At 64.0% G+C, this 25498-nt stretch carries 18 protein-coding genes; 6 read left to right on the top strand and 12 right to left on the bottom strand.

The window, feature by feature from the left end:
* Positions 1–20 precede the first annotated feature (20 nt).
* The 5 genes from PGP17_RS07635 to PGP17_RS07615 form a co-directional block, all read right to left on the bottom strand.
* On the bottom strand, positions 21–740 hold the full coding sequence (locus PGP17_RS07635; protein ID WP_270374843.1) for a cell wall hydrolase: 720 nt from the start codon (positions 738–740) through the stop codon (positions 21–23).
* Between the two features lie 271 nt (positions 741–1011).
* Positions 1012–3678 (bottom strand): pyruvate, phosphate dikinase, encoded by a 2667-nt coding sequence (gene ppdK, locus PGP17_RS07630; protein ID WP_270374842.1) that lies wholly within the window; start codon positions 3676–3678, stop codon positions 1012–1014.
* 59 nt (positions 3679–3737) lie between these two features.
* Positions 3738–5942: a glycine--tRNA ligase subunit beta gene (glyS, locus tag PGP17_RS07625; RefSeq protein WP_270374841.1), complete on the bottom strand. Its 2205-nt coding sequence runs from the start codon at positions 5940–5942 to the stop codon at positions 3738–3740.
* Positions 5943–5968: 26 nt separating this feature from the next.
* On the bottom strand, positions 5969–6577 hold the full coding sequence (locus tag PGP17_RS07620; RefSeq protein ID WP_270374840.1) for a glutathione S-transferase family protein: 609 nt from the start codon (positions 6575–6577) through the stop codon (positions 5969–5971).
* Complete coding sequence (locus PGP17_RS07615; RefSeq protein ID WP_270374839.1) at positions 6577–7455, bottom strand: glycine--tRNA ligase subunit alpha; 879 nt, start codon at positions 7453–7455, stop codon at positions 6577–6579. Before PGP17_RS07615 ends, PGP17_RS07620 begins: the two co-directional genes overlap by 1 nt.
* Positions 7456–7704: 249 nt before the next feature.
* Here PGP17_RS07615 and PGP17_RS07610 point away from each other — a divergent pair, with 249 nt between their 5' ends.
* Positions 7705–8307, top strand: coding sequence for a hypothetical protein (locus tag PGP17_RS07610; protein WP_270374838.1), 603 nt, complete (start codon positions 7705–7707; stop codon positions 8305–8307).
* Positions 8308–8333: 26 nt separating this feature from the next.
* On the opposite strand, the gene PGP17_RS07605 is transcribed toward PGP17_RS07610, so the two are convergent.
* The 6 genes from PGP17_RS07605 to PGP17_RS07580 all read right to left on the bottom strand — a co-directional run bounded on the left by PGP17_RS07605 (position 8334) and on the right by PGP17_RS07580 (position 18287).
* The gene (locus PGP17_RS07605; RefSeq protein WP_270374837.1) at positions 8334–10532 is read right to left on the bottom strand and encodes a 3-hydroxyacyl-CoA dehydrogenase NAD-binding domain-containing protein; all 2199 of its coding nucleotides are present in this window, start codon (positions 10530–10532) and stop codon (positions 8334–8336) included.
* A gap of 18 nt (positions 10533–10550) precedes the next feature.
* Positions 10551–11759, bottom strand: coding sequence for an acetyl-CoA C-acetyltransferase (locus PGP17_RS07600; RefSeq protein ID WP_135943340.1), 1209 nt, complete (start codon positions 11757–11759; stop codon positions 10551–10553).
* A 36-nt stretch (positions 11760–11795) separates the two neighbouring features.
* Positions 11796–12962 (bottom strand): acyl-CoA dehydrogenase family protein, encoded by a 1167-nt coding sequence (locus tag PGP17_RS07595; protein ID WP_135943339.1) that lies wholly within the window; start codon positions 12960–12962, stop codon positions 11796–11798.
* A gap of 127 nt (positions 12963–13089) precedes the next feature.
* Complete coding sequence (locus PGP17_RS07590) at positions 13090–14880, bottom strand: acyl-CoA dehydrogenase C-terminal domain-containing protein (protein ID WP_270374836.1); 1791 nt, start codon at positions 14878–14880, stop codon at positions 13090–13092.
* Positions 14881–14935: 55 nt separating this feature from the next.
* Positions 14936–15418: a MerR family transcriptional regulator gene (locus tag PGP17_RS07585; protein ID WP_135943337.1), complete on the bottom strand. Its 483-nt coding sequence runs from the start codon at positions 15416–15418 to the stop codon at positions 14936–14938.
* A 373-nt stretch (positions 15419–15791) separates the two neighbouring features.
* Positions 15792–18287, bottom strand: a complete 2496-nt coding sequence (locus PGP17_RS07580) for a ligase-associated DNA damage response DEXH box helicase (protein ID WP_270374835.1) — start codon at positions 18285–18287, stop codon at positions 15792–15794.
* A gap of 95 nt (positions 18288–18382) precedes the next feature.
* On the opposite strand from PGP17_RS07580, the gene PGP17_RS07575 reads away from it, so the two are divergent.
* The 3 genes from PGP17_RS07575 to PGP17_RS07565 all read left to right on the top strand — a co-directional run bounded on the left by PGP17_RS07575 (position 18383) and on the right by PGP17_RS07565 (position 22647).
* Entirely contained in the window at positions 18383–20665 is a 2283-nt protein-coding gene (locus PGP17_RS07575; protein WP_270374834.1) for a prolyl oligopeptidase family serine peptidase, read from the top strand.
* A gap of 79 nt (positions 20666–20744) precedes the next feature.
* The gene (locus tag PGP17_RS07570; protein WP_270374833.1) at positions 20745–21716 is read left to right on the top strand and encodes a hypothetical protein; all 972 of its coding nucleotides are present in this window, start codon (positions 20745–20747) and stop codon (positions 21714–21716) included.
* A gap of 106 nt (positions 21717–21822) precedes the next feature.
* Positions 21823–22647 carry an alpha/beta fold hydrolase gene (locus PGP17_RS07565; protein WP_270374832.1) on the top strand — a complete coding sequence of 275 codons (825 nt, stop codon included), beginning with the start codon at positions 21823–21825 and terminating at the stop codon, positions 22645–22647.
* A gap of 15 nt (positions 22648–22662) precedes the next feature.
* Here PGP17_RS07565 and PGP17_RS07560 read toward each other — a convergent pair whose 3' ends face one another.
* Positions 22663–24318: a thiamine pyrophosphate-binding protein gene (locus PGP17_RS07560; RefSeq protein ID WP_270374831.1), complete on the bottom strand. Its 1656-nt coding sequence runs from the start codon at positions 24316–24318 to the stop codon at positions 22663–22665.
* 158 nt (positions 24319–24476) lie between these two features.
* On the opposite strand from PGP17_RS07560, the gene PGP17_RS07555 reads away from it, so the two are divergent.
* Positions 24477–24947, top strand: a complete 471-nt coding sequence (locus PGP17_RS07555) for a hypothetical protein (protein ID WP_135943331.1) — start codon at positions 24477–24479, stop codon at positions 24945–24947.
* 116 nt (positions 24948–25063) lie between these two features.
* Positions 25064–25483 (top strand): hypothetical protein, encoded by a 420-nt coding sequence (locus tag PGP17_RS07550; RefSeq protein ID WP_135943330.1) that lies wholly within the window; start codon positions 25064–25066, stop codon positions 25481–25483.
* Positions 25484–25498 lie beyond the last annotated feature (15 nt).

The raw sequence follows: 25498 nt of genomic DNA, 5'->3' as shown, positions 1-25498 counted from the left end.
ACCGGAAAAGCTGTAATTTCCTAGGCTTCGCGCTCAAGCAGCCCGCGTTCGGCCCGGCTCGGGAAGCGGTAGAAGATATGCTCCCCCACCGTGCGGGTGCGCACTAGGCTCCCGCTCCAGTACGGATCGATCTGCACCGTGTGATAATGCGTCGCCTGGCGGGTCACGGGGCGGGCAAAACCCATCGTCATATGCGCGGCGACACGCTGGGCGCGATCCCATCCACGCCCGCGTGGTGCGGTTTCCATCGACCCGTCGCAGGTGAAGGTGAACTGGCAGCCCGTGGATAACTCGGAGCCCTGATAGACAACGCCGCAAATCGTTTCGGGGTAGGCGCGGTGACCGACCCGGTTCACGACGACCTCGGCCACGGCCAGCTGACCATAGATGTTCTCGGAGCGCGCCTCGTAGTAGATCGCCTCGGCCAGGCAGCGCTGTTCGCGCGCCGCGCTCTGGGCATTGACCAGATGGTCGGCGCCAAACGTCTGTAACTCCGCGACATTCCGGGTCGGCAGCAGCAGCGTGCTGTTCGAGGCGGAGTCCAGCTCAAGAGCCGCGGACTGCAGCAGGACGGAACCGCCGTCCCACACATCGTGTTCTTCTGCGGCCAGAGACTTCTCGGCCAGCGCGCGCCATTCGGCACGCTCTTCCTGCGCTTCCAGGCGCTCGCCCGCCATCGGCAGCACGATCGCGGTCGCAGCGACGGCGGAAATTGCGCCGAGTGCTTTTAGAGCGCCCATGAGGCGCTTTCTCGAAAACCTGACGGTCATAAGTATTCCGTCTCCCTTGCGCGACAGCGCGCCCGACATGCATGCGGCGCACTCTCGCTGCTGGGCCTGTCGCACTCTGGCCGACCCGGCGTTTATCTGCTCTACGCAAACGGTGCGTGTGAATAGGCGGGCTGGCAAGCCCGGTCAATCACACCCTCTCGTGACGCAAGATTGGGTCCAGTCACGCCAATATCAAGGACCGCGAGGCCTTAACCAGTTATTTCAATAGATTACCAAAAACCTACTTGGTCTTGGCCAGGGCAGACTGTGCCGCCGCAAGACGCGCGATTGGCACGCGGTATGGCGAACATGACACATAATCGAGCCCGACTTCTTCACAGAAGCGAATCGAGGCGGGGTCTCCACCATGCTCGCCGCAGATGCCGAGCTTGAGATTGTCGCGTGTGGAACGCCCCCGTTCGACGGCGATGCGGATGAGATCGCCGACCCCGTCCTGATCGAGGGACACGAACGGGTCCTTCTCGAAAATCTGGGCTTCAAGATAGTCGGCCAGGAACCGGCCCGCGTCGTCGCGCGACAAGCCGAACGTGGTCTGGGTCAGATCGTTGGTGCCGAAGGAGAAAAACTCCGCGTGCTTGGCGATGTCGTTGGCGCGCAGCGCCGCGCGCGGCAGCTCGATCATCGTGCCGATCAGATAGACCGGCGCGGTTCCGGTCTCGCTTTCCACCTGGCGCGCGACCGCTTCGATGCGCACCTTGAGGATTTCAAGCTCCTTGGCCACGGCGACCAGCGGGATCATCACTTCGGCGACCGGTTTGACCCCGGTCTCCTTCTCCACGATCGTCTGCGCCTCGAAGATGGCGCGCGCCTGCATCTCGTAGATTTCCGGATAGGTGATCCCCAGCCGGCACCCGCGATGACCGAGCATCGGGTTGCTTTCGGCCAGCGACCTTGCCCGCTCCAGCAGCGCTTCGCCGGGCAGGCCGGTCGCCTCGGCCACCGCTTTCACCTCCTCGTCGGTATGAGGCAGGAATTCGTGCAAGGGCGGATCGAGCAGGCGGATGGTGCACGGCCGGTCTTCCATGATGCGGAAGATTTCCGCGAAGTCATCGCGCTGCATGGGCAGGATTTTCGACAGTGCCTTCACCCGGCCCTGCTGGTCTTCGGCCAGGATCATCTCGCGCACCGCCGCAATGCGGTCGGCGTCGAAGAACATGTGCTCGGTGCGGCACAGGCCGATGCCCTCGGCGCCAAACTCCTTGGCCGTCTGCACGTCGGCGGGCGTTTCCGCATTGGTGCGCACCTTCATGCGGCGCGCCCGGTCGGCCCACACCATCAGGGAGGCGAAATCGCCGGTCAGCTCCGGCTTGATCATCTTCGCTTCGCCGGCCAGCACCTCGCCAGTCGAGCCGTCCACGGTGATCATCTCGCCCTGCTTGATGGTCCGGCCGCGCACGGTGAACGTTCCGGCCTCCAGGTTGATCTTGATTTCGCCGGCGCCAGAAACGCAGGGCCGTCCCATGCCGCGCGCCACGACTGCCGCGTGGCTCGTCATGCCGCCGCGTGCCGTCACGATGGCCTGGGCGGCATGCATGCCGTGAATATCCTCGGGGCTCGTTTCCACGCGGACCAGGATGACCTTGTCGCCCAGCTTGGCCATGTGCTCGGCCTCGTCGGCGTCGAACACGACCTTGCCCGAAGCGGCCCCCGGAGAGGCAGGCAGGCCCTTGGTGATCACGTCGCGCTCGTAGCTTTCGTCGATGGTCGGGTGGAGCAGCTGGTCGAGCGCACCTGGCTCGACGCGCATCACCGCCTCTTCCTCGCTGATCAGCTTGTCCTCGACCATGTCGACCGCAATCTTCAGCGCCGCGCGCGCGGTGCGCTTGCCGTTGCGCGTCTGGAGCATCCACAGCCGGCCCTGCTCGACCGTGAACTCGATGTCCTGCATGTCGCGATAGTGCCGCTCCAGCGTATCGAACACGTCCACCAGCTGGCCGTAGACGGCCGGCATCGCCTCTTCCATGGAGGGCTGGCTGTCACCCATCTTCTCGCGCATCACCTTGGTCAGGCATTGCGGCGTGCGGATGCCGGCAACGACGTCCTCGCCCTGCGCATTGATCAGGAATTCGCCGTAATAGCCCTTCTCGCCCGTGGACGGGTCGCGCGTGAAGGCCACGCCGGTCGCGGAGGTGTTGCCCATATTGCCGAACACCATCGCCTGCACGTTCACCGCCGTGCCCCAGCTGGCCGGAATGTCGTACATGCGCCGGTAGGTGATGGCCCGGTCATTCATCCAGGAGCTGAAGACCGCCCCGATCGCGCCCCACAGCTGGTCGCGCGGATCGGTCGGGAAGGGATGGCCCAGCGCATCGTGCACCGCGGCCTTGTATTCGACGATCAGCTCTTCCCATTCCTCAGCCGAAATCTCGGTATCCAGCGTGTAGTCGCGGTCTTCCTTGAAGCGCTCCAGCAGCTCCTCGAAGGTGGAATGGGGCACTTCCAGCACCACGTCGGAATACATGGTGATGAAGCGGCGATAGGAATCCAGCGCGAAACGGCGGTCGCCGGACAGCTCGGCCAGGCCCTCGGCGGTCTCATCGTTAAGGCCCAGATTGAGCACGGTATCCATCATGCCCGGCATGGACGCGCGTGCGCCCGAGCGCACCGACACGAGCAGCGGGTTCTTCGGATCGCCGAACGTCTTGCCGACCTTCTCTTCCAGCGCCTTGAGCCCGGTCTCGACCTGCTCGGCCAGCGTGTCGGGATAGGCCCGGTCATTCTCGTAGAAGGCGGTGCAAACCTCGGTCGTCAGCGTGAAGCCTGGCGGAACCGGCAGGCCCAGACGCGCCATCTCGGCGAGGTTCGCGCCCTTGCCGCCGAGGAGATTCTTGTCGCCCTGCGCGCCGTCCGCGCTACCGGCGCCGAATGCGTAAACCCACTTGGCCATGACCGGCTTACCTCTTTTTCTGTCGCTGCGCCGCGCGCGGCGCACGTGTATCTGCCCGACTAGCCTTCAAGCTTGCCGAAATCGGCCACGCGCTCAACCGAGGCGCGGATCCGGGAGAGAAGGAGTAGTCTGTTGCGGCGCAGTTTATCGTCGTTATCGACATTGACTACAACGGCGTCGAAGAAAGAATCCACCGGCGCGCGAAGTCCGGCCAGCGCGCGCATCGCGCCCTCGAAATCTTCTTTCGCCAAAGCAGCTTGCGCCACCGTCTCCGCGCCCTCGATGGCGGCGATCAACGCCTTTTCTTCTGTCGCCTGTGACGTCTTCGCAACTGCAACAAGAATTGCGGCCTCGTCCTGCTCCCCGGTTTCGGGCGCATGGGCCTTTTCGCTGGCGTCTACGGCCGCGGAAATCTCGCTCAACGCCTCGGCCCGCGCAGCCGTCAGGTCGAAACCCTTCTTCTCTTCCGCCTTGAGGATATTCGCCGCCCGGCGATAGCCGGCCAGCAGCGCGGTTCCGTCCCCGGTCTCCAGGAAGTCCTGCAGCGCGCGCGCCTTCTTCGTGACCCGCACTAGATCGTCATCGCCCAGCGCGAACACCGCGTCGATCACATCGAAGCGCACGCCCTCATCCTTGAGGTGGACTTTCAGGCGGTCAGCGAAGAACAACTCGAGTTCGATGGAGATATTGCCGGGAAAAAGCTGATTTCCGCGGCTCAGTGCCCCGTTGAGTTGCTCATCGAGCACCTCTCCAGCACGTAAGAATGCCTGCGAGACATGGAAAGAAATATCTAGCGAGAGAACGATGCGAACCACTCCCAGCGCCGCGCGCCGCAGCGCGAACGGATCCTTCGACCCCGTGGGCTTTTCGTCGATCGCCCAGAAGCCGACCAGCGTGTCGAGCTTGTCCGCCAGCGCGACGGCGGCGCTGACCGGCGCGGTCGGCACCGCATCGGACGGGCCTTGCGGCTTGTAGTGGTCCTTGATGGAGTCCGCGATCTGTTCGTCCAGCCCGGCCTCGAGCGCGTAATAGCGCCCCATCGCACCTTGCAGCTCCGGGAACTCGTAGACCATCTGACTGACGAGATCGGCCTTGCACAGGCGCGCCGCCTTTTCAGCCATGTCCGCATCGGCCCCGACCACAGGCGCCAACTCGCGGGCCAGCGCCGCGACGCGTTCGACCTTGTCGGCGACCGTGCCCAGCTTCTCGTGGAAGGTGACCTTGGAGAGTTCGCTGGCCATGGCTTCCAGGCCGCGCTTGCGGTCGAGGTCCCAGAAATGGCGCGCATCCGACAGACGCGCGCTCAACACCCGTGCGGCGCCGGCGGCGATAGCCTGTCCGCCATCGGGCGCATCCTGGTTGGCGATCATCACGAATTTGGGCGCGAGCTTGCCGGTCTTCGGATCGCGCACCGCGAAGTATTTCTGGTGCACCTTCATGGTCAGGGTGATGACCTCGGGCGGGAGGTCCAGGAAGGCTGGATCCATCTCGCCCAGGACCGGCACCGGGTGCTCGACCAGCCCGGCGACTTCGGCCAGCAGGCCCTCGTCCTCGACAAGCTCCAGCTGCGCATCGGCGCAGACGGTTTTTGCTCCGTTCAGCACCTGGCGCTCACGGTCGGCGCGTTTCAGCACCACGCCGTTATCGGCCAGCTTGGCGGCATAATCGGCAAAGCTGTCCACCGTGAAGACGCGGTCGCCTTTCGAATGAATGCGGTGGCCCTCGGTCGTGTTGCCGCTTTCGATCCCGAACACCTTAAACGGCACAATCTTACCGTCGAACACCGCTGTGATCCGGTGCAGCGGACGCACCCATCGTTGGGCCTTGTCGCCCTCGCCAAACTTCATCGATTTCGGCCAGGGGAAGCTCTTCACGATCTCCGGCACCGCCTCGGCGATCACCTCGGTCGTCTTGCGGCCTGGCTTCTCGATGATGGCAACATAGAAGCTGCCCTTCTTGCTCTCTTCGACCTTGCACTGGTCGAGGCTCTCCAGCCCCGCCCCGCGCAGGAAGCCCTCGATCGCCTTGTCCGGCGCGCCCACGCGCGGACCCTTGCGCTCCTCGCGCACATCCGCGGTCTGTGCGGGCAGACCGGACGCGACCAGGCCCAGCCGGCGCGGCCCGGCAAAGCCTTCCAGGCTGTCCGGCGACAGCCCGGCGGCCGACAGTTTCTCGGTCATGAGGCGGACGAGATCGGCCTCGGCCCGCGCCTGCATGCGGGCCGGGATTTCCTCGGAGAAGAATTCGAGAAGCAATTCAGACATGAGCGGGAGAAAATCCGGTTTTGAGGTCAGGCCTTCGGCGCCAGCTCGGCGTCGATTTCCAGCATGCGCCGATAGGCTTTACGCGATTGCAGGCGCTCAAGATAAGCCTTGATCGCAGGCGTGGGTTCGATCATGCCGAACGCCACCATCCAGGAAACGGCCCCGCCCGCGCAGATATCGCTGGCCGAGAAACTGTCTCCGAGCAGGTAGTCGCTTTGCGTGAGGGTCTCGTCGACGCGCTTGACGACGTCGTCCAGCTCACCCCACCCGATCATGCCGGGTTCGGCCTTCCAGCCCTGCCCTTTGGAGATCATCGCCGGCTCCATCACGCCAGGCCGATAGACATGCCAGAAATAATGCTGCGCGCGCTTCGGATCGTCGAGCGCCGGCGCGAGACCGGCCTCCGGAAAGACATCGCACAGATAGAGCGAGATGGCCGACAGCTCGCCCAGCGTCTGGCCCTTGTGGCGGATGGCCGGGACTTTGCCGCTGGGATTGATCTTGAGATATTCGGCAGACCGTCCGGCGCGCACATTGATGGTTTCGAGCGTATACTCGGCGCCCATCTCTTCGAGCAGCCAGAGCGTGCCGGTCGAGCGCGTGCCCGGGCAGTGATAGAGGGTGAGATCACTCATTACGCGGCTTCCTTTTCCATCGCCATCCAGGCGCTGGCGCACCCTTTGGCGAGTTCACGAACCCTTGCGATCCAGCTGGCGCGTTCGGCCACGGAGATCGCTCCGCGCGCGTCGACCAGGTTGAAGAGGTGGGAGGCTTTCAGACACCAGTCATAGGCGGGAAGCGGCAGCGGCTTTTCCAGGTTCAGCAACGCCTGGCACTGCGTCTCCGCGCCCTTGAACCAATCGATCAGCATGTCGACATCGGCGTGTTCGAAGTTGAAGGCCGAATGCTGGCGCTCATTCTCCTGAAACACGTCGCCATAGCTCATCCCGGCGCCATTGAAGTCGAGATCATAGACGTTTTCGACGCCCTGCACGTACATGGCCAGGCGCTCCAGCCCGTAGGTCAGCTCGCCGGAGACCAATTCCACGTCCAGCCCGCCGACTTGCTGGAAATAGGTGAACTGGGACACTTCCATCCCGTCGCACCACACTTCCCAGCCAAGCCCCCAGGCCCCGACAGTCGGGTTCTCCCAGTCGTCTTCGACAAAGCGCACATCGTGCAGCTTGCGGTCGATGCCGATCGCGTCGAGTGAGCCCAGATAGAGGTCCTGCAGATTGTCCGGGCTCGGCTTCAGCAGCACCTGGAACTGGTAATAGTGCTGCAGCCGGTTCGGGTTCTCGCCGTAGCGCCCGTCGCCGGGGCGACGCGAAGGCTGGACATAGGCCGCGCGCCACGGCTTCGGACCAAGGCTGCGCAGCGTCGTCGCAGGATGCAAGGTCCCCGCCCCGACCTCTGTATCGTAGGGCTGGAGAATGGCGCAGCCCTGATCGGCCCAGTAGCGCTGCAGGGTAAGGATCAGGTCCTGGAACGAGGGCGCGTCGGCGTTTCGCATGTCGGCGGGATCCGGAAAAGTGGGATGGGCGCGAACCGGTGTCCGCAAGGATGAAAACCGAGCGCGAACCTAGGCCCGCTGCGCAGCGCGATCAAGCAGACGGCACGGCTTGAGAACGCAAAAAGCCCAGGCCCGATCCCGAGCCTGGGCTTTTTGTGATCCTCGCGCGGAATAAGCGCCTTACGCGGCGCATTGCGCCGCCATCCGTGCCACACTGACCCCTCTCACCCCGTTGCGGAGACTGGCCCCATGAGACGCACGATCAACGACCTCATCGCGCATATCCGCGCGCTGGAGGACGAGCTGGAAACGGAGCTGATCGCGCGTCGGCGCGAGCTGGGGGTGCGCTGGGAGGAAGGCCGGGCCGTCTTCGGCCGCGAAATGACCGCCCGCCATCACAAGCTGAAAATGTCGGTGGGGCGGTTTCTGGCGAAGGCTGGCCTGTTGGAGATTCTTACCGCGCCCTTCATCTATGCGGTGGCGATTCCCGTGGCGCTGCTCGATCTGACGGCCAGCCTGTTCCAGACGATCTGCTTCCGCGTCTACGGGCTGCGGCAGGTGAAGCGGCGCGAGTACCTGGTGTTCGACCGCCACCGCCTGCCCTATCTGAACGTGCTGCAAAAAATCAATTGCCTCTACTGCTCCTACGCCAACGGCGTGCTCGCCTATGTCCACGAGATCGCCTCGCGCACCGAGCAGTACTGGTGTCCGATCAAGCACGCCGAACGCGTCAAAGGGACTCACCTGCGCTATGCGAAGTTTCTCGATTACGGCGATACGCAGAATTACCCGCAGACCCTGGAGCAGCAGCGCGCGCGCCTGAAAGCGGATGCGGAGGAGGCTCAGGGGTAAGCCCCGTCAAGCCTCCTCCACGTTTCTCAGGCGGCCGCCTTCGCGCCGCCGAAGCGCCCATAGAAGGTTTCCTTCTTCGCCGCCATGTCGCGCAGGAGCTGGGGTACCTCGAAGGGCTTGCCATACTTCTTCGCCAGCTCGTCGGCGCGGGCCACGAAGTCGGCCGTGCCCACCGTGTCGATGAAGGACAGCACACCGCCAGTATAGGGCGCGAAGCCCCAGCCCAGGATCGAGCCGACATCGGCCTCGCGCGGATCGGCAACGATGTCTTCTTCCATCGTGCGCGCCGCTTCCAGGGCCTGGGCGTACAGGATGCGATCCTTGATCTCCTGCACGCTCGGCTGCTCGGCGAGCAGCTTGCCGTTCGGAGCGAACTGATCGAGCTCGTCCCAGAGCCGCTTGCCATCGTCGGAATAGACGTAGAAGCCCTTCTTGTTCTTCCGCCCGTAGCGGCCGAGCTCGTACATCTTCTCGATGACTTCGGCGTTCGGCGTCTCCTCGAACTCGGACCCGAGATCCTTCTTGGTCTGCTGCAGCACCTTGTAACCAAGGTCGATGGCGACCTCGTCCTGCAACGAGAGCGGGCCGACCGGCATGCCGGCCATCTTCGCAGCGTTCTCGATCAGGGCCGGCTTCACGCCTTCGGTCAGCATGTACATGCCCTGCTCGATATAGCGCATGACGCAGCGATTGGCGTAGAAGCCGCGCGTGTCGGCCACGACAATCGGGGTCTTCTTGATCTTGGCCACGAAGTCGATTGCGCGGCTGATCGCCTTGTCGCCCGTCTTCTCGCCGACGATCAGCTCGACCAGGTTCATCTTCTCCACCGGGGAGAAGAAGTGGATGCCGATGAACTCCTCGGGACGCTGGGAGCTCCCGGCCAGCGAGGTGATCGGAATGGTCGAGGTGTTTGAGCCGAGGATCGCACCCTCCGGCAGGTGCTCCTCGATCATCTTGTAGATCTTGGCTTTCAGATCGGAGTCCTCGAACACCGCCTCGACCACGAGGTCCACGTCTTTCAGCGCGGAATAGTCGGTGGTCGCGGTGATGAGCGCACCGAGCTGATCGGCCTTCTCCTGGGTCAGCTTGCCGCGCTTCACGCCTTTGGCGAAGTGATCGAGCGCATGCTGCTTGCCCTTGTCGGCGCCTTCCTGGTCCTTGTCGAGCACGACCACCTCGATGCCGGCCTGGGCCGATACCGTGGTGATGCCCGCGCCCATGAAGCCGCCGCCGCCGATGACGCCGATCTTCTTGATCTCGGCCTTGTCCTGACCTTGCGGACGGCGGACGCCTTTCTCAAGCGCCTGCTTGGACAGGAAGAGAGAGCGGATCATGTTCCGGCTTTCCGGACGCATCAGCAGCTTGGTGAAGTAACGGCTCTCGATGCGCAGCGCGGCATCCATCGGGACCTGCAGACCTTCGTAGACGCAGGACAGGATGTAACGCTGTGCCGGATAGTTGGCGTAGGTTTCCTTCAGGAGCATCGGGGATGCGCCGGCGAAAACCTGCATTCCGGCGGGATGGTAAGGCCCCCCGCCCGGGATCTTGAACTTGTCCTGGTCCCAAGGCTGCTTCGCGCCGAGCTTGTCTTCCTTGACCAGCGCCTTGGCCTTGGCAACGATTTCAGACACGGGCGCGATCTCGTGGACGACGCCTTGTTCCTTGGCCTTGTCGGCGTCGAACTGCTTGCCCTGCAGCATGATCGGGGCGGCATTCATCACGCCGATCAGACGCGGCAGGCGCTGCGTTCCGCCACCGCCCGGCAGGACGCCCACCAGGGATTCGGGCAGGCCCAGCTTCGCACCGGTATCGTTCGCCATGACCCGGTAGTGGCAGGCCAGCGTGACCTCGAACCCGCCGCCCAGCGCCAGGCCGTTGATCGCCGCGGCAATCGGCTTGCCGCAGGTTTCCAGCTCGCGCAGCTTGGTGTTGAGCAGGAAAGCGGTGTCGAACAATTTCTGCTTGGCTTCGGTTTCCGACAGGCCTTCCAGCTCCGCCATGCCGCCGCCGAGTTCGGACAGGTCCGCGCCCGCACAGAACGCCTTCTTGCCGCTCGTGATCACGGCGCCCTTGATGGCGTCGTCGGACGAGATTTTCTCGACGATCTGGCCGAGTTCTTCCATCACCTTGTTCGACAGGACGTTCATCGAGACGTTCGGGCTGTCGAAGGTGATCAGAGCGATGCCGTCGGCATCGGTTTCAAATTTGAAGTGTGTGTAGCTCATGATCTCAAATCCCCTAGCTTAAAGGCGCTCGATGATGGTCGCGGTGCCCATGCCGCCGCCGACGCACAGCGTGGCCAGGCCGACGCCCTTGCCGGTGCGCTCCAGCTCGTCGAGCACGGTGCCCAGGATCATCGCGCCGGTCGCGCCCAGCGGGTGACCCATGGCGATGGCGCCGCCGTTTACGTTGGTCTTGGAGTGGTCGACGCCAAGATCTTCCATGAAGCGCAGGACGACGGCCGCAAAGGCTTCGTTCATTTCATAGAGATCGATATCGTCCGGGCTCATGCCGGCCTTCTTGAGCGCCTTGCGGGCCGACGGGGCCGGACCGGTCAGCATGATGGTCGGCTCAGACCCGATCGAGGCCATGGCCCGGATCCGCGCGCGCGGTTTCAGGCCGAGCTTCTCGCCCATCTCTTTCGAGCCGACGAGGATGGCGGCGGCACCGTCCACGATGCCCGACGAATTGCCCGCATGATGGACGAACTCGATGCGCTCGACTTCGGGATATTTCTGGATCGCGACCTTGTCGAGACCGACAAAGGCGGAAAGGTCCTTGAAGCTGGGCTTCAGGCTGCCCAGCGACTGCATGTCGGTTTCGGGGCGCATGTGCTCGTCATGGTCGAGCTGGACCAGGCCGAGCTGGTTCTTCACCGCCACGATCGACTTTTCGAAGCGCTTCTCATCCCAGGCTTTCTTCGCGCGCTTCTGCGATTCCATCGCGTAGGCATCCACGTCGCTGCGTGAATAGCCGTATTTGGACGCGATCAGGTCGGCCGAGACGCCCTGCGGCACGAAATAGTGGTCAAATGCCATTTCCGGATCGACCACCATGGCGCCGCCATCGCTGCCCATCGGCACGCGGCTCATCGCTTCGACGCCGCCGCCGATCGCCATGTCGGCTTCACCCGACATCACCTTGGCTGCGGCCAGGTTGGTTGCTTCCAGGCCCGAGGCGCAGAAACGGTTGACCTGGAAACCGGATGCGGTCTCGGCGTACTTGGCGTTCAGCGCGGCAGCCCGGGCGATGTTCGCGCCCTGCTCGCCAACCGGGCTGACGCAGCCCAGAATCACGTCGTCGACGAAGTTCGTATCCAGGTTGTTGCGATCGCGGATCGCCTCAAGCTGCTGGGTCGCCAGCTGGAGAGCCGTCACCTCGTGCAGCGAACCGTTCTTCTTGCCTTTGCCGCGCGGCGTGCGCACGGAGTCGTAGATGTAAGCTTCAGTCATGAGGGGATCCTCCGGTTTGACCTGGATTCGAGTGTCTTAAAGCGTGCGCGAAATCAGCAGTTTCATGATCTCGTTCGTGCCGCCGTAAATGCGTTGCACCCGGGCGTCGCGCCACATGCGCGCGATCGGGTATTCGTTCATGAAGCCGTAGCCGCCGTGCAGCTGCACGCATTCGTCCACCAGCTCGCACTGGATATCGGTGACCCAGTATTTCGCCATGGATGCGGTCGAGGCATCGAGCTGACCCTTGATCAGCAGATCGGAGCAGTACTGGCAGAAGACCTCGGCGATGGTCGCCTTTGTCTTGAGCTCGGCCAGCTTGAACTGCGTGTTCTGGAAAGCCATCACAGGCTTGCCGAACGCCTGGCGCTCCTTGACGTAGGCGATCGTCTCGTTGAGCGCGCGCTTCATCATGCCGACACCCTGGACGGCGATCTGCAGGCGTTCCTGGGGGAGCTGCTCCATAAGCTGGATGAAGCCGCGGCCCTCCTCATCGCCCAGAAGCGCGTCGGCGGGCACCCACATGTCTTCGAAAAAGAGCTCTGCGGTATCCTGCGCCTTCAAGCCGACCTTGTCGAGATTGCGCCCGCGGCGGAAGCCTTCGGCATTGTCGGTCTCCACCAGGAAGAGCGAGGTGCCCTTCGCACCGGCTTTCGGGTCGGTCTTGGCTACGACCACGATCAGATTGGCCGTGCCGCCATTGGTGATGAAGGTCTTCGACCCGTTGATGCGGTACCCGTTGCCGTCCTTGACGGCCGTGGTCTTCACACCCTGCAGGTCGGAGCCTGCGCCCGGCTCGGTCATCGCGATCGCGCCGACGTACTCGCCGGAGATCATCTTCGGAATGATGCGCTGCTTCTGCTCTTCCGAGCCGTAATGCCACACATAGGGGCCGACGATGGAATTATGCAGGCTTGCGCCCCAGCCGTCGATACCCAGTTCGGAGACGGCCATGTGGAACACGTAGTCATGGCGCCAGTCGCCGCCCGCGCCGCCGTATTCCTCCGGCGCCGCCGGGCACAGCAGACCGGCCTCGCCGCCCTTGTTCCAGATTTCCCGGTCGACCTGGCCTTCCTTCTCCCAGCGATCTCCGTGGGGCAGGCATTCCTTGGTCAGGAAGCCACGCACGGCGTGGTCGTACATGTTCACGTCTTCCTGGTCGAGCCAGTCGGGTTTCGCGGTCTGCAGAACCTGGGCGTTCATCGTGTGTCTCCTACTGTCGATTGAGCGGCCTGACCTGCCCTTGCCCGTCTTGGGCTTTGCTGGCGGACCGACTTCTGAAAGCAGCCTCGCCCGCGGCCAGAGCCGCAGGCGAGACAGGGATCAGGTGCTAGAAGGCCTCGGCTTCGAGCGCCATGAGCGGCTCCGCGCCCGCTTCGATGCGCGCGAGATGCATGTCGGCCTGCGGCAGCCAGCGCGCAAGGAAGTAGCGGCCGGTCTTCATCTTGGACTCATAGATCGGGTCGCTTGAGCCCTCTTCCAGCTTTGCCAGCGAGACCTTGGCCATCTTCGCCCACATGTAGGCAAAGCAGGTCAGGCCGAAGAGGTTGAGATACTCGCTCGATGCCGCACCGGCATTGTCGAAATTCTCAAGTCCTTTCTCGACCAGCCAGCTGGTGGCTTTTTGAAGCTTGGCCTTGGTTTCCGCGAGCCCCTTCACGAAGGGCTCGAGATCGCCGCTGCCCTGGTTCTCGGCCACGAACGCATCCAGCTCGGCAAAGAAGGTGTTGATCGGGCGCATGCCCTTCATGGCCAGCTTGCGTCCGACCAGATCGAGCGCCTGAATGCCGTTCGTGCCTTCGTAGATCAGCGTGATGCGCGCGTCACGCAGCGTCTGCTCGACACCCCATTCGGCCGTGAAGCCGGACCCGCCATGAACCTGGAGGCCCTGCGAGACCGAGTCGTAGCCCTTCTCGGTCAGGTAGGATTTGATGATCGGGGTCAGCAGCGCCATGTAGTCGGCGGCCTTCTCGCGAACCTCCTCGTCGGGGTGCTTCTGTTCCAGATCGCCTTGCAGCGCAGTCCACAGCGTGAGCGCGCGGGCGCCTTCCACGAAGGCTTTCTGATCGAGCAGCATGCGGCGCACATCAGGGTGCACGATGATCGGATCGGCCGGCCCGTCGGGATTTTTCGGTCCGGTCAGGGAGCGGCCCTGAAGGCGGTCCCGGGCGAAATCAACCGAGTATTGGTACGCGGTCTCGGCCAGTGCCATCCCTTGCAGGCCCACGCCCAGGCGCGCCTCGTTCATCATGATGAACATGATTTTGAGGCCCTTGTGTTCCTCGCCGACGAGCCAGCCCTTCGCACCATCGTAATTCATGACGCAGGTGGCATTGCCGTGAATGCCCATCTTCTCTTCCAGGCCGCCGCACTGGAGGTCGTTGCGCTCGCCCGGCTCTCCGTTTTCGTCCGGCAGGAATTTGGGGACCACGAAGAGGGAGATTCCCTTCACACCTTCGGGCGCGCCCTCGATGCGGGCCAGCACCAGGTGAACGATATTCTTGCTCATCGGGTGTTCGCCGGCCGAGATCCAGATTTTCTGGCCGGTGATCGCATAACTGCCGTCGCCATTGGGAACGGCCTTGGTGCGCAGCATGCCCAGATCGGTGCCGCAATGGGGCTCGGTCAGGTTCATCGTGCCCGACCACTCGCCCGTGATCATCTTCGGCAGGTAGAGTTCTTTCTGCTCATCCGTGCCGCCGGCATGCAGCGCGCGCGCCGCGCCGCCAGTCAGACCCGGATACATGCCGAATGCCATGTTGGAGGACGTGATCATCTCGCCCATGGCCAGGCCGACATATTCCGGCAGGCCCTGGCCGCCATATTTGGGGTCGCCGGAAATCGCCGTCCAGCCGCCCTCGGTGAACTGCGTATAGGCGTCGGCAAAGCCTTCCGGGACTTCGACTTCGCCGTCGCTCTTCAGTTTACATCCCTGGCGGTCGCCCACCTTGTTGAGCGGGTAGAGCACGTTTTCGCAGAACTTGCCGCCCTCTTCGAGCACGGCGTCGATGATGTCGGGCGTCGCTTCTGAGAAGCCCTCGATATTGTTGTACTGCTGGACGTTCAGCAGCTCGTTGAGGACGAAGCGATGGTCGCGAAGGGGGGCGCGATAGCTGGGCATGGGTCTCAAAACTCCGGACGTTGGGTGTGTGCGTGGGTGAGCGATACGCTCGAATCTATTCGGGTGAACTTCCCGTCCAAGGGGTCAGGCGGGCCGCGGCGAGCAGTTCGAAAGCACGCGCGCGGCGTTTGATGTCTTCAGGCGGTTCACGATTGGCCAAGCGATCTTCTATCCAGCTGCACCCGGCGCGAAGTTCGGCCAGCGCCTCTTCCAGATCGTCGCGCTGGCGCTTGAGAATGCCGATACGCTCCCGGAACCGGTTCAACGAATTTTCAAGATGGGCCGTCCCGCGCGAATCCAGCGCTTCGAGGTCGAGCATCTCCTTGATTTCATCGAGCGAGAACCCGACCCGCTTGCCGCGCAGGATCAGGACGAGCCGGGCACGGTCCGCGGCGGTATAGAGCCGGGTCGAGCCACGCCGCTTGGGCGTCAGCAACCCCTTCTGCTCATAGAAGCGCAACGTCCTGGGCGTGACGTCGAACGTCTCGGCCAGGTCGCGGATCGAGAAGAGTGCATCGGGTCCGGCAGGCTGGATCATGGCCGGCACGGTGGGACAAGTTGACGTTCACGTCAACGTCAGTTTTTCGAAGAAGCGCTTTTATCGACCCGAAACAGCCTTCGCGAGCCAGAGACCAGAAGACTCAGAGTAATGATAAGGAATGTAATATTAGAGAAAGCGAAGGGGACAAAGATGAAGGTGCGCGTCGACATATACGAAGACGAAGTCGAGGGTGATTATGGGCACGTGCCCGGAATTATTGCGATTTGCTCAAAGTGCAACCATCGAATCGAGGCGCGCGGAACGGGGAATGCGTCAATAAGGCACGCGGCAGCTCAGTTTCGGGAGGACTGCCCGCTCGACGAAAGTAATTGGTATGACGCCGAAGAATGGGTAGAAGGCCCGTTTTGACCTAATTGCTCATCGCCTCGGCGATGATGTCCTGGGCTGCCTCTTCAAGGACCGCGTCCTGGGCTGCCCCCGCGACCGGCTCGCGCCCGATCTCCAGCATCACCGGCACGGCAAGAGGGGAGATGCGCTCCAGCGCAACGTGATCGATCCGCCCCGCCACGCGTCGCAACGCGTCCGACAGCCGGCGAATGTCCAGCAAGCCCGACCCGGCATCCTCCCAGGCGGCCTGAAGCAGGATGTGATCGGGCTCGTGCTCGCGCAGCACGTTATAGATCAGGTCGGCTGAGAACGTGACCTGGCGGCCCGTCTTCTCCTGTCCGGGAAAGCGTCGTTCGATCAGGCCCGCAATCACCGCGCAGGTGCGGAAGGTCCGCTTCATCAAGGCGCTCTCGGCAAGCCAGGCATCGAGATCGTCGCCCAGCATGTCCTCGTCGAACAGCGCGCCCATATCGACACCGGACATATCCTCCAATGCCCAGACCGAGAGCGCATATTCGTTGGCCACGAAGCCCAGGGGCTTCAGCCCTGCCCGCTCCAGCCGCCGCGTCAACAACATGCCGAGCGTCTGGTGGGCCAGCCGGCCCTCGAACGGGTAGCAGACCAGGTAATAGCGGTTGCCGCGCGGAAAGGTCTCCACCAGCAGCCGGTCGGGCGCAGGCAACCGGGACTTCAGCTTCTGCAGACCCAGCCATTGGCGGATCGGAACCGGCAGTGCACCCCAGCGCTCTGGATCGTGCACCAGATCACGCACCCGCGAGGCCAGATAGGTCGACAAGGGGAACTTGCCGCCATTCCAGCTGGGCACTTTGGGCGTATCGGCGGCAGACCGGCTGACCAGGCATTCGCTGACGGTGACACCTTCGAAGCGCAGGATCTGACCGGCGAACAGGAAGGTGTCGCCGGGGCTCAGCTGATCGGCGAACCACTCCTCCACCTGGCCGAGTTGCCGGCCGCCCCGGGCGTGGTTCGACGCCGAGGAGCCGGGCGCGACCAGCCTGACATTGAGCATCGGGCTTTCCACGATCGCCCCGATATTCATCCGATGGCGTTGGGCCACGTCGCGGTTGCGCGCCCGGTACCGGCCATCGGATCGCGAGACCACGATGCGGCGGAACCGGTCATAGCTCGCCAGCGCATAGCCCCCGCTCGCAACGAACTCCACGACCCGGTCGAACGTCTCGCGATGCAGATGGGCGTATGGCGCCGCCGACGTCACCTCGCGATAAAGCGCGTCGGGCAGGAAGGGGTCGCCGCAGGCTCGCCCCATCACGTGCTGGGCCAACACATCGAGTGCGCCGGCGCGCAACGGCTCGCCGTCGAGCGTCTTCTCCGCGACCGCTTCGCGAGCCGCCATGCATTCAAGATGCTCGAACCGGTTGGTCGGCACCAGAACGGCGCGCGATGCTTCGTCCAGACGGTGATTGGCCCGGCCAAGCCGCTGGATGAGGCGCGCTGAGCCCTTGGGCGCGCCCATCTGCAGCACCAGGTCCACATCGCCCCAGTCAATTCCGAGATCGAGGGTGGAGGTGCACACCACCGCCTTGAGCGCGCCAGCCGCCATCGCGCCTTCCACCTTCCGGCGCTGCTCGACGCTCAGACTGCCGTGGTGAAGCGCGATGGGCAGGTTGTCGTCATTGATCGACCACAGGCCCTGAAAGATCATCTCGGCCTGGGAGCGTGTGTTGACAAAGATCAGCGACAGGCGCGCGTCCTTGAGCTGCGCGTAAACGGCCGACAGCGCATGCTTGCCCGAATGGCCCGCCCAGGGGATCCGGTCATCCGGCGTCAGGATGTCGACCTGCGGCGATGCCCCCGCACTACCGGTAATCACGGTAGCAAACCGCGGCTCTGCCTCACTCTGCCGGGCAAGCCAGCGCGCGTGACCGTCCACGTCCTTGACCGTCGCCGACAGACCGACGCGGCGCGCGGCAGGCGCATAATTCGCAATGGCCGCCAGGCCGAGCGCCAGCAGGTCGCCCCGCTTTCCCGGCGCCAGTGCATGGACTTCGTCGATAATGACGGCCTGCAGGTCGGCAAAGAAGGCCTCCCCGTTCTCCTGTGCGGCAAACAGTGCCACTTGCTCGGGTGTTGTCAGTAGAATGTCGGGTGGCCGCTGACGCTGTCGCGCGCGTTTCGATTGCGGCGTGTCGCCAGTGCGCGTCTCGATGCGCAGGGCCAGCCCCATCTCCTCCACGGGCGTCATCAGATTGCGCGCCACGTCCTGGGACAGCGCCTTGAGCGGCGAAATATACAAAGTATGCAGCCGGTAGGGCCGGTCGCGGCCCTGCCCCTCCACGCGCCCGGCCAGATCGACAAGGCTCGGCAGGAAACCGCCCAGCGTCTTGCCGCCCCCGGTCGGCGCGATCAGCAAGGCGTCCTCGCCGCGCCGCGCCGCCTCGATCATCTCCAGCTGGTGGGCACGCGGCGCCCAGCCGCGCGAGGCGAACCAGTCGGAAAACCGCTGCGGCAGCGTCGAAGGGAGGCGAGTATCATCCATCGCGAATTTATGTAGTCGACCGCGTCACGTATCGACAGGGGCGGTTGCGCTCCCTACCTTCTGGCCAACGCCAAAAACCCTAGGGGAAACCATCCATGAGACTGATTTTGATGAGCGCCGCATCTGCTCTGGCTCTGACCGCCTGCAGCCAGCCGGCTGACACCGGGACGAACGAAACTGCCGAAAACACGGCGGCAGACGCCAGCGATACCGCTCAAAGCGAACGCGAGATTGATGTGGCCCTGGATTACCCCGAGACCCGCCGGGTCGATCATACCGACACCTATCAGTCCGCCGAACGCGGCGAGGTAGAGGTCGCCGACCCCTATCGCTGGCTCGAGGACGATGTGCGCGAAAACCCGGAAGTCGCCGACTGGGTCGAGGCCCAGAACGCGCTGACCTTCGCGTATCTGGAAGAAATCCCCGGCCGCGAGGCGATCGCCGACCGGATGGAAGAGCTTTACGACTATGAGCGCTTCTCCTTGCCCGACAAGGAAGGCGGCAAGTATTTCTTCAGCCGCAATGACGGGCTTCAGGACCAGTCGGTCTTCTACGTCCAGGACAGTCTGGACGGTGAGCCGCGCGTCCTGATCGATCCTAACACCTGGTCCGAAGACGGCACGGTGGCGCTGGCCGGCGCCTGGCCGAGCCCGGACGGGCGCTATCTCGCCTATTCCATCCAGGACGGCGGGTCGGACTGGCGTACGATCGAAGTGCTCGACATCGAGAACGGCGAACCGGTCGGAGACCGGATCGAATGGGTCAAGTTCTCCGGCGTGAGCTGGGCCAAGGACGGATCGGGCTTTTACTACTCTCGCTACCCCGAGCCGGAAGAAGGCGAACAATTCACATCCCTCAACGTGAATCAGGCAGCCTACTTCCACGAAATCGGGACGCCGCAGAGCCAGGACCGCGAAGTCGTTTCCGATGCGGAAAACCCTGAAATCGGCTGGGGTGTCGGCGAGACCGATGACGGCGAGTATCTGGTCATCAACTCCTGGCGCGGAACCGACGGGTCGGGAATTTCGGTGCTCGATCTCGATACGCCCGATGCCGAGCCGGTCGAGATTTTCGAGGGCTTTGCCAACAACCACTATTACATCGGCAATGAAGGCTCCCGCTTCCTCTTCTTCACCGATCTCGATGCGCCTAACGGCCGTGTCGTGAGTGTTGATCTGGAGAACCCGGACGAGCTCACAGACGTCATCGCCGAAAGCGAGGCTCCCATCGAAGGCGTCTCCCTCGTGGGCGGTCACCTGATCGTCGAGCGTCTTGAGGACGTGAAGTCGGCCGTCGGCGTCTACACGACGCAAGGCGAGCTGGTTCGCGAGGTCGAACTTCCCGGAATCGGAGCCACTGGCGGTTTCGGCGGCGAAGCCGACGATCCGGAAACCTTCTACTCCTTCACCAGCTTCAACCGGCCGACCACCATCTATCGCTACAATGTCGAAACCGGCGAGAGCGAGGTGTTCCGCGAGCCGGACCTGACCTTCAACCCGGACGATTTCGTCGTCGAGCAGGTCTTCTACGAAAGCACCGGCGGCGCTCAGATCCCGATGTTCATCGTGCATCATCGTGATGTCGAGCCTAACGGCGAGCAGCCGACCCTGCTCTACGGGTATGGCGGCTTCGCCATCTCGCTGACGCCCACCTTCTCCACCTCCAACCTGCAATGGATGGAAATGGGCGGCGTCTATGCGGTCGCGAACCTGCGCGGCGGTGCCGAATACGGCCGCGACTGGCACGATGCCGGCCGCCTGTTCAACAAGCAGAACGTCTTCGACGACTTTGCCAATGCCGGCGAGGAACTCATCGATCTGGGCTGGACCAGCCCGGCCAACCTCGCCATTTCGGGCCGGTCCAATGGCGGCCTGCTTGTCGGTGCCGTGACGAACCAGCGTCCCGATCTGTTCGCCGCGGCTTTGCCGGGTGTGGGCGTGATGGACATGCTGCGGTTCAACCAGTTCACCGCCGGCCGGTTCTGGGTCGACGATTACGGCAGCCCGCAAGACCCGGAGATGTTCGACTATCTCAGCACCTATTCGCCCTATCAGAACATAGAGGACGGCGCCGAGTATCCGGCCATCATGGTGACCACCGCCGACACCGACGACCGCGTCGTGCCCGGTCACTCCTTCAAGTACACGGCCGCATTGCAGGAGGCCGATACCGGGGATGAGCCGGCACTGATCCGTATCGAGACGCGTGCCGGCCATGGCGCAGGCACACCGGTCTCCAAGCTGATCGAACAGAAGGCGGACGAATGGGCCTTCATCGGCTTCCACACCGGCGTCGACCTTGACGGCTACGCCGAGGGCCGCTCGGGCGGGACCGGTGCCGAAGACGATGCCGAAACAGGGTCCGGCGGCAGCCGCTAGGCGCGCTGGAGCCATGTGTTAGACATGAAAGGGCGGGCCTCTTCGGGTCCGCCCTTTTATTGCGGTCGGGGGAGTGACCATGACCGAAACGCTGACCCGCTTCTTCCAGATCGAAGAGGCGCTTCGCGCCGGGCGTCCGCGCCCGGATTCCACCGGCACGCGGTTTGCCGCTGCGGCGCTGCTGCCCTCGTCGAGAACCGCAACGCAATGCAATGAGGCGACGCGTTCTCGCTATGAGGCGCTGACATCCGGTCTGGGCGGCGGGGGCTGGTTTTCCTCCTCCGCCCCATCGGGCAATCTGCGCTGGGTCTATGCAGCGATCCTGGCTGCGAACGATATCCCGGCGGAGCGCTTTCTCGACGCGCGAGGCCAGCTGCGCGAACAGGCAAAACGCGAGGCCGGACCGCGCCTTCATGCCGGCGGGGCCCGCGCCGCGCTGGTATTGTCGATCTCGGGCGAGCTCTCCAGCTACACGATGCGCCGCTTTTTCGAGCTGAAACGCGCCCTCAACCCGCCCTGGTGGCGTCGCAACGATGCGGTCACCGACACCTTCGCCGCCGGTCATGCCGCGCGCGACGATGCACCCGAGAGCGTGAAGCGCGCACGGGACGCCGCAATCGCCGTATTCGCCGACAACAAACACGCCAGAAGCCACAAGCGCGAAGGCGCCCGTCTGAGTGCCCTGCTCGACCGCGATCCGCACGAGGTGCTCGCCTGCTTCGACACGCTGGAGACCGCGCGGCGCACCAGCGCCTACCTGAAACACCGCTCCGACCGCAGTCTGACCATGGAGTGGGCCGTCCAGGGGATGACCCGCGAGGATCTCGCCGCGATCAAGGACATCATGCAGGCTCTGCCCCGGCACATGACAAGCGCCGGACACGCGAAGGCGCGCCTGGCCTATCTGGTTCATACGACAGGCGGAGCGGACCTGCCGCTCGGCAGTGTCAATGCGCTTTCGGCCGTGCTGGCCGCGCAAGCCGCGATGATCGCCGCCATCACCGCATCCACGACGGCTGCCACCAGCGCCGCGGTCACGTCGGGCAGTTGAATACGGCACCGCCATAATCTTTTGGCAGCGCATCATACGGGACCCGGCGCTTTCCTTCCTTCGCTGCACTTGCGAAGATGACCTCCCATCAGTGAGAGACCCGCACGTGACCGCCACCTCCCGTTCGACCGTCATGCTGGCCAATGCGGCCGCTTTCATCACCCCGCAGACATTCCAGCGCCGCGCCGTCTCCCAGTTCGTGACGCCGCGCGTGCGCAGCCAGACCGAGCGGGGACGCGAAATCCTCGACACGCTTCGGGCAGAGACCTTCCAGGGGCCGGTCGGCCGGCAGCGCGCCTACGTCGGCGGCGACGGGCCTGCCGTCTTCTTCCAGCACGGCTGGGAAGCGGACAGCGCCGATCTTGCCACCCACGCGGACGCCCTGCTGCAATCCGGCTTCAAGGTCGTACTGATCGATGGTCCAGCTCACGGGCAGAGCGAGGGACGTAAGGCCATGATGCCGGAATTCGGGGCCGGCCTGGCAGCCGCCGCGGACACGTACGGCCAGCCCTTCGCGGTGGTCGCTCACTCCATGGGCACGCCGTCCGCCGTCATCGCGATGAGCCGCCATGGGCTCTCTCCGGACCGGTTCGTCTCCCTCGGCGCACCGCGCTCGCTGCCGGAAAACGTCCGCTTTCACGGCCGCTCGGCCGGTCTCAGCCATCGTGCCGTACGCTTGATGCTGGAGGGGCTGGAACGCCGCTTCGGCGAGCCGATCGATCATTTCGACGTGGCGCGCGACGCTCCCTCGATGACAGCCAGGGCGCTCTTCGTTCACGGCACGGGCGACCAGATTGCGCGGGCCGCTTCGTCGAGCGAAATCGCCCGCGTCTGGCCTGGCGCGGAACTGGAGCTCTATGAAGGCCTCGGCCATCGCGGCGTACTGCGCGATGCCCGCGTCATTGAGCGCGTGCGCACTTTCCTCAGCTAGCGCCTCGCCCTGCGCTCAGGCCGTACCGCGCACCTGGCTCAGCGTACGGCCCGGGGCAATGGTCTCGATATCGCCGCGGATCACGATCATGGCGGGGCGTTTGGCCCGGCGCGCACGTTTGAACGCGGCGCCGAACTCGTCTTCATGCTCGATCGTTGTGGCGTACAGACCGAAGCTCTCGGCGAATTTCTTGAAGTCCGGATTGGTCAGGTCCGTGCCCGAAACCCGGTTCGGGTATTCGCGTTCCTGATGCATGCGGATCGTGCCGTAGGCGCCATTGTCGACCACGATGAAGATCACGTTCGCACCATAATGCATCGCTGTCGCCAGCTCCTGCCCGCACATCAGGAAGCAGCCATCGCCATTAACCGAGATCACCTCGCGTTCGGGCGCCATGATCTTCGCGGCCACCCCTGCCGGCACGCCATAACCCATCGCGCCGGATGTCGGAGCCAGCTGGGTCCGGTAGCTGCGGTGCTTGAAGAAGCGATGCAGCCAGGCCGCGTAATTGCCCGCCCCGTTGGTGACAATGGCGTCCTTCTTCACCAGTCCCGACAGCTCGGCGAACACCTTGGACAGATTGACCCCGCGCTCGACCTCGACTGGTGTGGAAAACGCCTCGAACTCGGCGTGCGCCGCTTCGGCCTGACCGGCCCAGGCGGGGTTTTCGACCCGAATGGATTTGAGCATGCGCGCCGCCTCGCCGATCGATGCGTTGACGGCGAGTGCGGGCTGGAACACCCGTCCCAGTTCCTCGGCGCCGGGGTGAATATGGATAAGACTCTGGCGCGGCACTGGCGCTTCGAACAGCGTATAGCCGGACGTGGTCATCTCCCCGAGCCGCGGTCCGAGCGCAATCACGAGGTCGCTGTCGCGTACACGCGCAGCGAGTTTGGGATTCGGGGCGATGCCGACATCGCCGGCATAATTGGGCCGTGTATTGTCGTAATAATCTTTCGCCCGAAACGTGCAGCCAACGGGCAGGCCGTTGCGCTCCGCAAACAGGCGCGCATCGTTGACCGCCGCCGCGTCCCAGCCGCCGCCGCCGAGCAGCAGGAAGGGACGTTCCGCCGCTTCGAGGCGCGCCTTGATCTCCGCGATCGCATCCTTCGAAGGCGCAGCGCGGGCCGGCTCGACGCGCGGCACCGGCGCGGCCTCAGCCGTTTCCACGAGCATATCTTCAGGCAGGGCCAGCACGACGGGTCCGGGACGTCCGTTCATGGCAGTGGCGTAGGCGCGCGCCATGAATTCTGGCACACGGGCCGGATCGTCGATCTCGGCCACCCATTTGCACTGATCGGCAAAGAAGCGGCGATACTCGATCTCCTGAAAGGCCTCGCGCTCGCGCATGTTTCGCGCCACCTGGCCGATCAGCAGGATCATCGGCGTGGAGTCCTGCATCGCGGTGTGCACACCGATGGCCGCATGGGTCGCGCCCGGTCCGCGCGTGACCATGCAGATACCCGGCCGGCCAGTCATCTTGCCATAGGCCTCGGCCATATTCGCGGCCCCGGCCTCGTGGCGGCAGGTGATGAAGCGGATCCGGTCTCCGGCATCGACCAGCGCATCGAGCACGGCCAGATAGCTCTCGCCGGGCACGCCGAACGCCAGGTCCGTGCCCTGCGCCACCAGCGCGTCGACAAGATGCTGTGCTCCGGAACGTTCGATCATGGCGGTCTCCTGCGCGTGTCGGTCTGTGAGCAGGTAGCGCGCGCCGCACGCTCAAGGCAAGCACGAGCCGCCCGGCACGTTCACTCGGCTAAGCAATGATTCAGGGTCGGAGCGCAGGGTAAAAGACGAAGAGCTTCCCATTCGCTCAGGAGCGAGCCATGACCATCGAAATCCAGCACCGCGGCCCCCGACTCGTCGCCACCCAGTCCGGCCGGCTCGGCTGGGCCGAGCTTGAGGACGCCTTCGAGGTCTGCGCAGCCTGGCTGGATCGGGACACCTCTCTCACGCAAGTCCTGTTCGACCTGCGAGGCGCCCGCCTGGACCTGACCGGCATCGAAGCCGACCAGCTTGCCGAACTCGTCACGTCGGTTTTTCCCCGCCCGGTCGTCGCGGCTGTGGTCGAGCCCGAAGCGCCCCAGGGCCGCGAGCTGCTTGTCGCATTTGCCGACAAGCTGGAGCGGCTCGGCATCTGCCTGGCCATCTGCGGCTCCTTGAAGGGGGCGGCCAAATACCTTCATGCGCTGGAAACCGGTGCACGCCCGGTTCCCGCATTATCTTTCATGAAACAGATCAGGGTCGAGATCGAACGTATCATCCAGCCCCAGGAACTCTATCTGGGAAGCCGGTAGACCCCCGCATTGCCATCAAAGCTGACTAGCGCGGATGTGTAACCGGATATTCCATACTCACACTTCGTTCAGAATACCTCATATACTGAATACATTCAGTATATGAGGTGCAGGTAATGGCCTTCGAGATTGTCGTGCAAGGTACATGCATGATCGCCACCCAGACCGGTATTCTGGACTGGCAGGATTGCGACTACGCGTTTGCCCGTTGCGACGATATGCTGGCGGCCCATCCCGGAATCGACCGGTTGCTGCTCGACCTGAGCGGAGCCCGGCTTGCCATGAAGCCGCTCGAAGCGCGAAGCCTGGCCAAGCTCGCGCGGGCAGCCTTTTCTCGCCCGGTGAAGACAGCCATCGTCCATCCGATCGACGAAACCGGCGCTGCTTTCCTGCAATCCTATGTGATGGCGCTGCAAGAGAACGGAGCGCGGGTTGCGCTGTTTCGCGGCATTGAGCCGGCGCAGGACTTCCTGCGTCCACGCAACGGCCTTGCAAACACGGGCCTCCTGCCGACCTGGTTGCGAAAAGCGATGTAGAAGGTCGCTCCTCGT

It is taken from the genome of Marinicauda sp. Alg238-R41, assembly GCF_947331485.1.
In the GTDB taxonomy this organism is placed as follows: Bacteria; Pseudomonadota; Alphaproteobacteria; order Caulobacterales; family Maricaulaceae; genus Marinicauda; species Marinicauda pacifica.
This window is presented reverse-complemented; position numbering and strand designations above follow the sequence as displayed.

Bases quoted from the DNA above. Each gene is read 5' to 3' on its own strand.
- PGP17_RS07635 (WP_270374843.1), bottom strand. From the start codon at position 740: ATGGGCGCTCTAAAAGCACTCGGCGCAATTTCCGCCGTCGCTGCGACC.
- PGP17_RS07585 (WP_135943337.1), bottom strand. From the start codon at position 15,418: ATGATCCAGCCTGCCGGACCCGATGCACTCTTCTCGATCCGCGACCTG.
- PGP17_RS07610 (WP_270374838.1), top strand. From the start codon at position 7,705: ATGAGACGCACGATCAACGACCTCATCGCGCATATCCGCGCGCTGGAG.
- PGP17_RS07550 (WP_135943330.1), top strand. From the start codon at position 25,064: ATGGCCTTCGAGATTGTCGTGCAAGGTACATGCATGATCGCCACCCAG.
- PGP17_RS07620 (WP_270374840.1), bottom strand. From the start codon at position 6,577: ATGAGTGATCTCACCCTCTATCACTGCCCGGGCACGCGCTCGACCGGC.
- PGP17_RS07555 (WP_135943331.1), top strand. From the start codon at position 24,477: ATGACCATCGAAATCCAGCACCGCGGCCCCCGACTCGTCGCCACCCAG.
- PGP17_RS07570 (WP_270374833.1), top strand. From the start codon at position 20,745: ATGACCGAAACGCTGACCCGCTTCTTCCAGATCGAAGAGGCGCTTCGC.
- PGP17_RS07590 (WP_270374836.1), bottom strand. From the start codon at position 14,880: ATGCCCAGCTATCGCGCCCCCCTTCGCGACCATCGCTTCGTCCTCAAC.
- PGP17_RS07605 (WP_270374837.1), bottom strand. From the start codon at position 10,532: ATGAGCTACACACACTTCAAATTTGAAACCGATGCCGACGGCATCGCT.
- PGP17_RS07560 (WP_270374831.1), bottom strand. From the start codon at position 24,318: ATGATCGAACGTTCCGGAGCACAGCATCTTGTCGACGCGCTGGTGGCG.
- PGP17_RS07580 (WP_270374835.1), bottom strand. From the start codon at position 18,287: ATGGATGATACTCGCCTCCCTTCGACGCTGCCGCAGCGGTTTTCCGAC.
- PGP17_RS07595 (WP_135943339.1), bottom strand. From the start codon at position 12,962: ATGAACGCCCAGGTTCTGCAGACCGCGAAACCCGACTGGCTCGACCAG.
- ppdK (WP_270374842.1), bottom strand. From the start codon at position 3,678: ATGGCCAAGTGGGTTTACGCATTCGGCGCCGGTAGCGCGGACGGCGCG.
- PGP17_RS07615 (WP_270374839.1), bottom strand. From the start codon at position 7,455: ATGCGAAACGCCGACGCGCCCTCGTTCCAGGACCTGATCCTTACCCTG.
- PGP17_RS07575 (WP_270374834.1), top strand. From the start codon at position 18,383: ATGAGACTGATTTTGATGAGCGCCGCATCTGCTCTGGCTCTGACCGCC.
- glyS (WP_270374841.1), bottom strand. From the start codon at position 5,942: ATGTCTGAATTGCTTCTCGAATTCTTCTCCGAGGAAATCCCGGCCCGC.
- PGP17_RS07600 (WP_135943340.1), bottom strand. From the start codon at position 11,759: ATGACTGAAGCTTACATCTACGACTCCGTGCGCACGCCGCGCGGCAAA.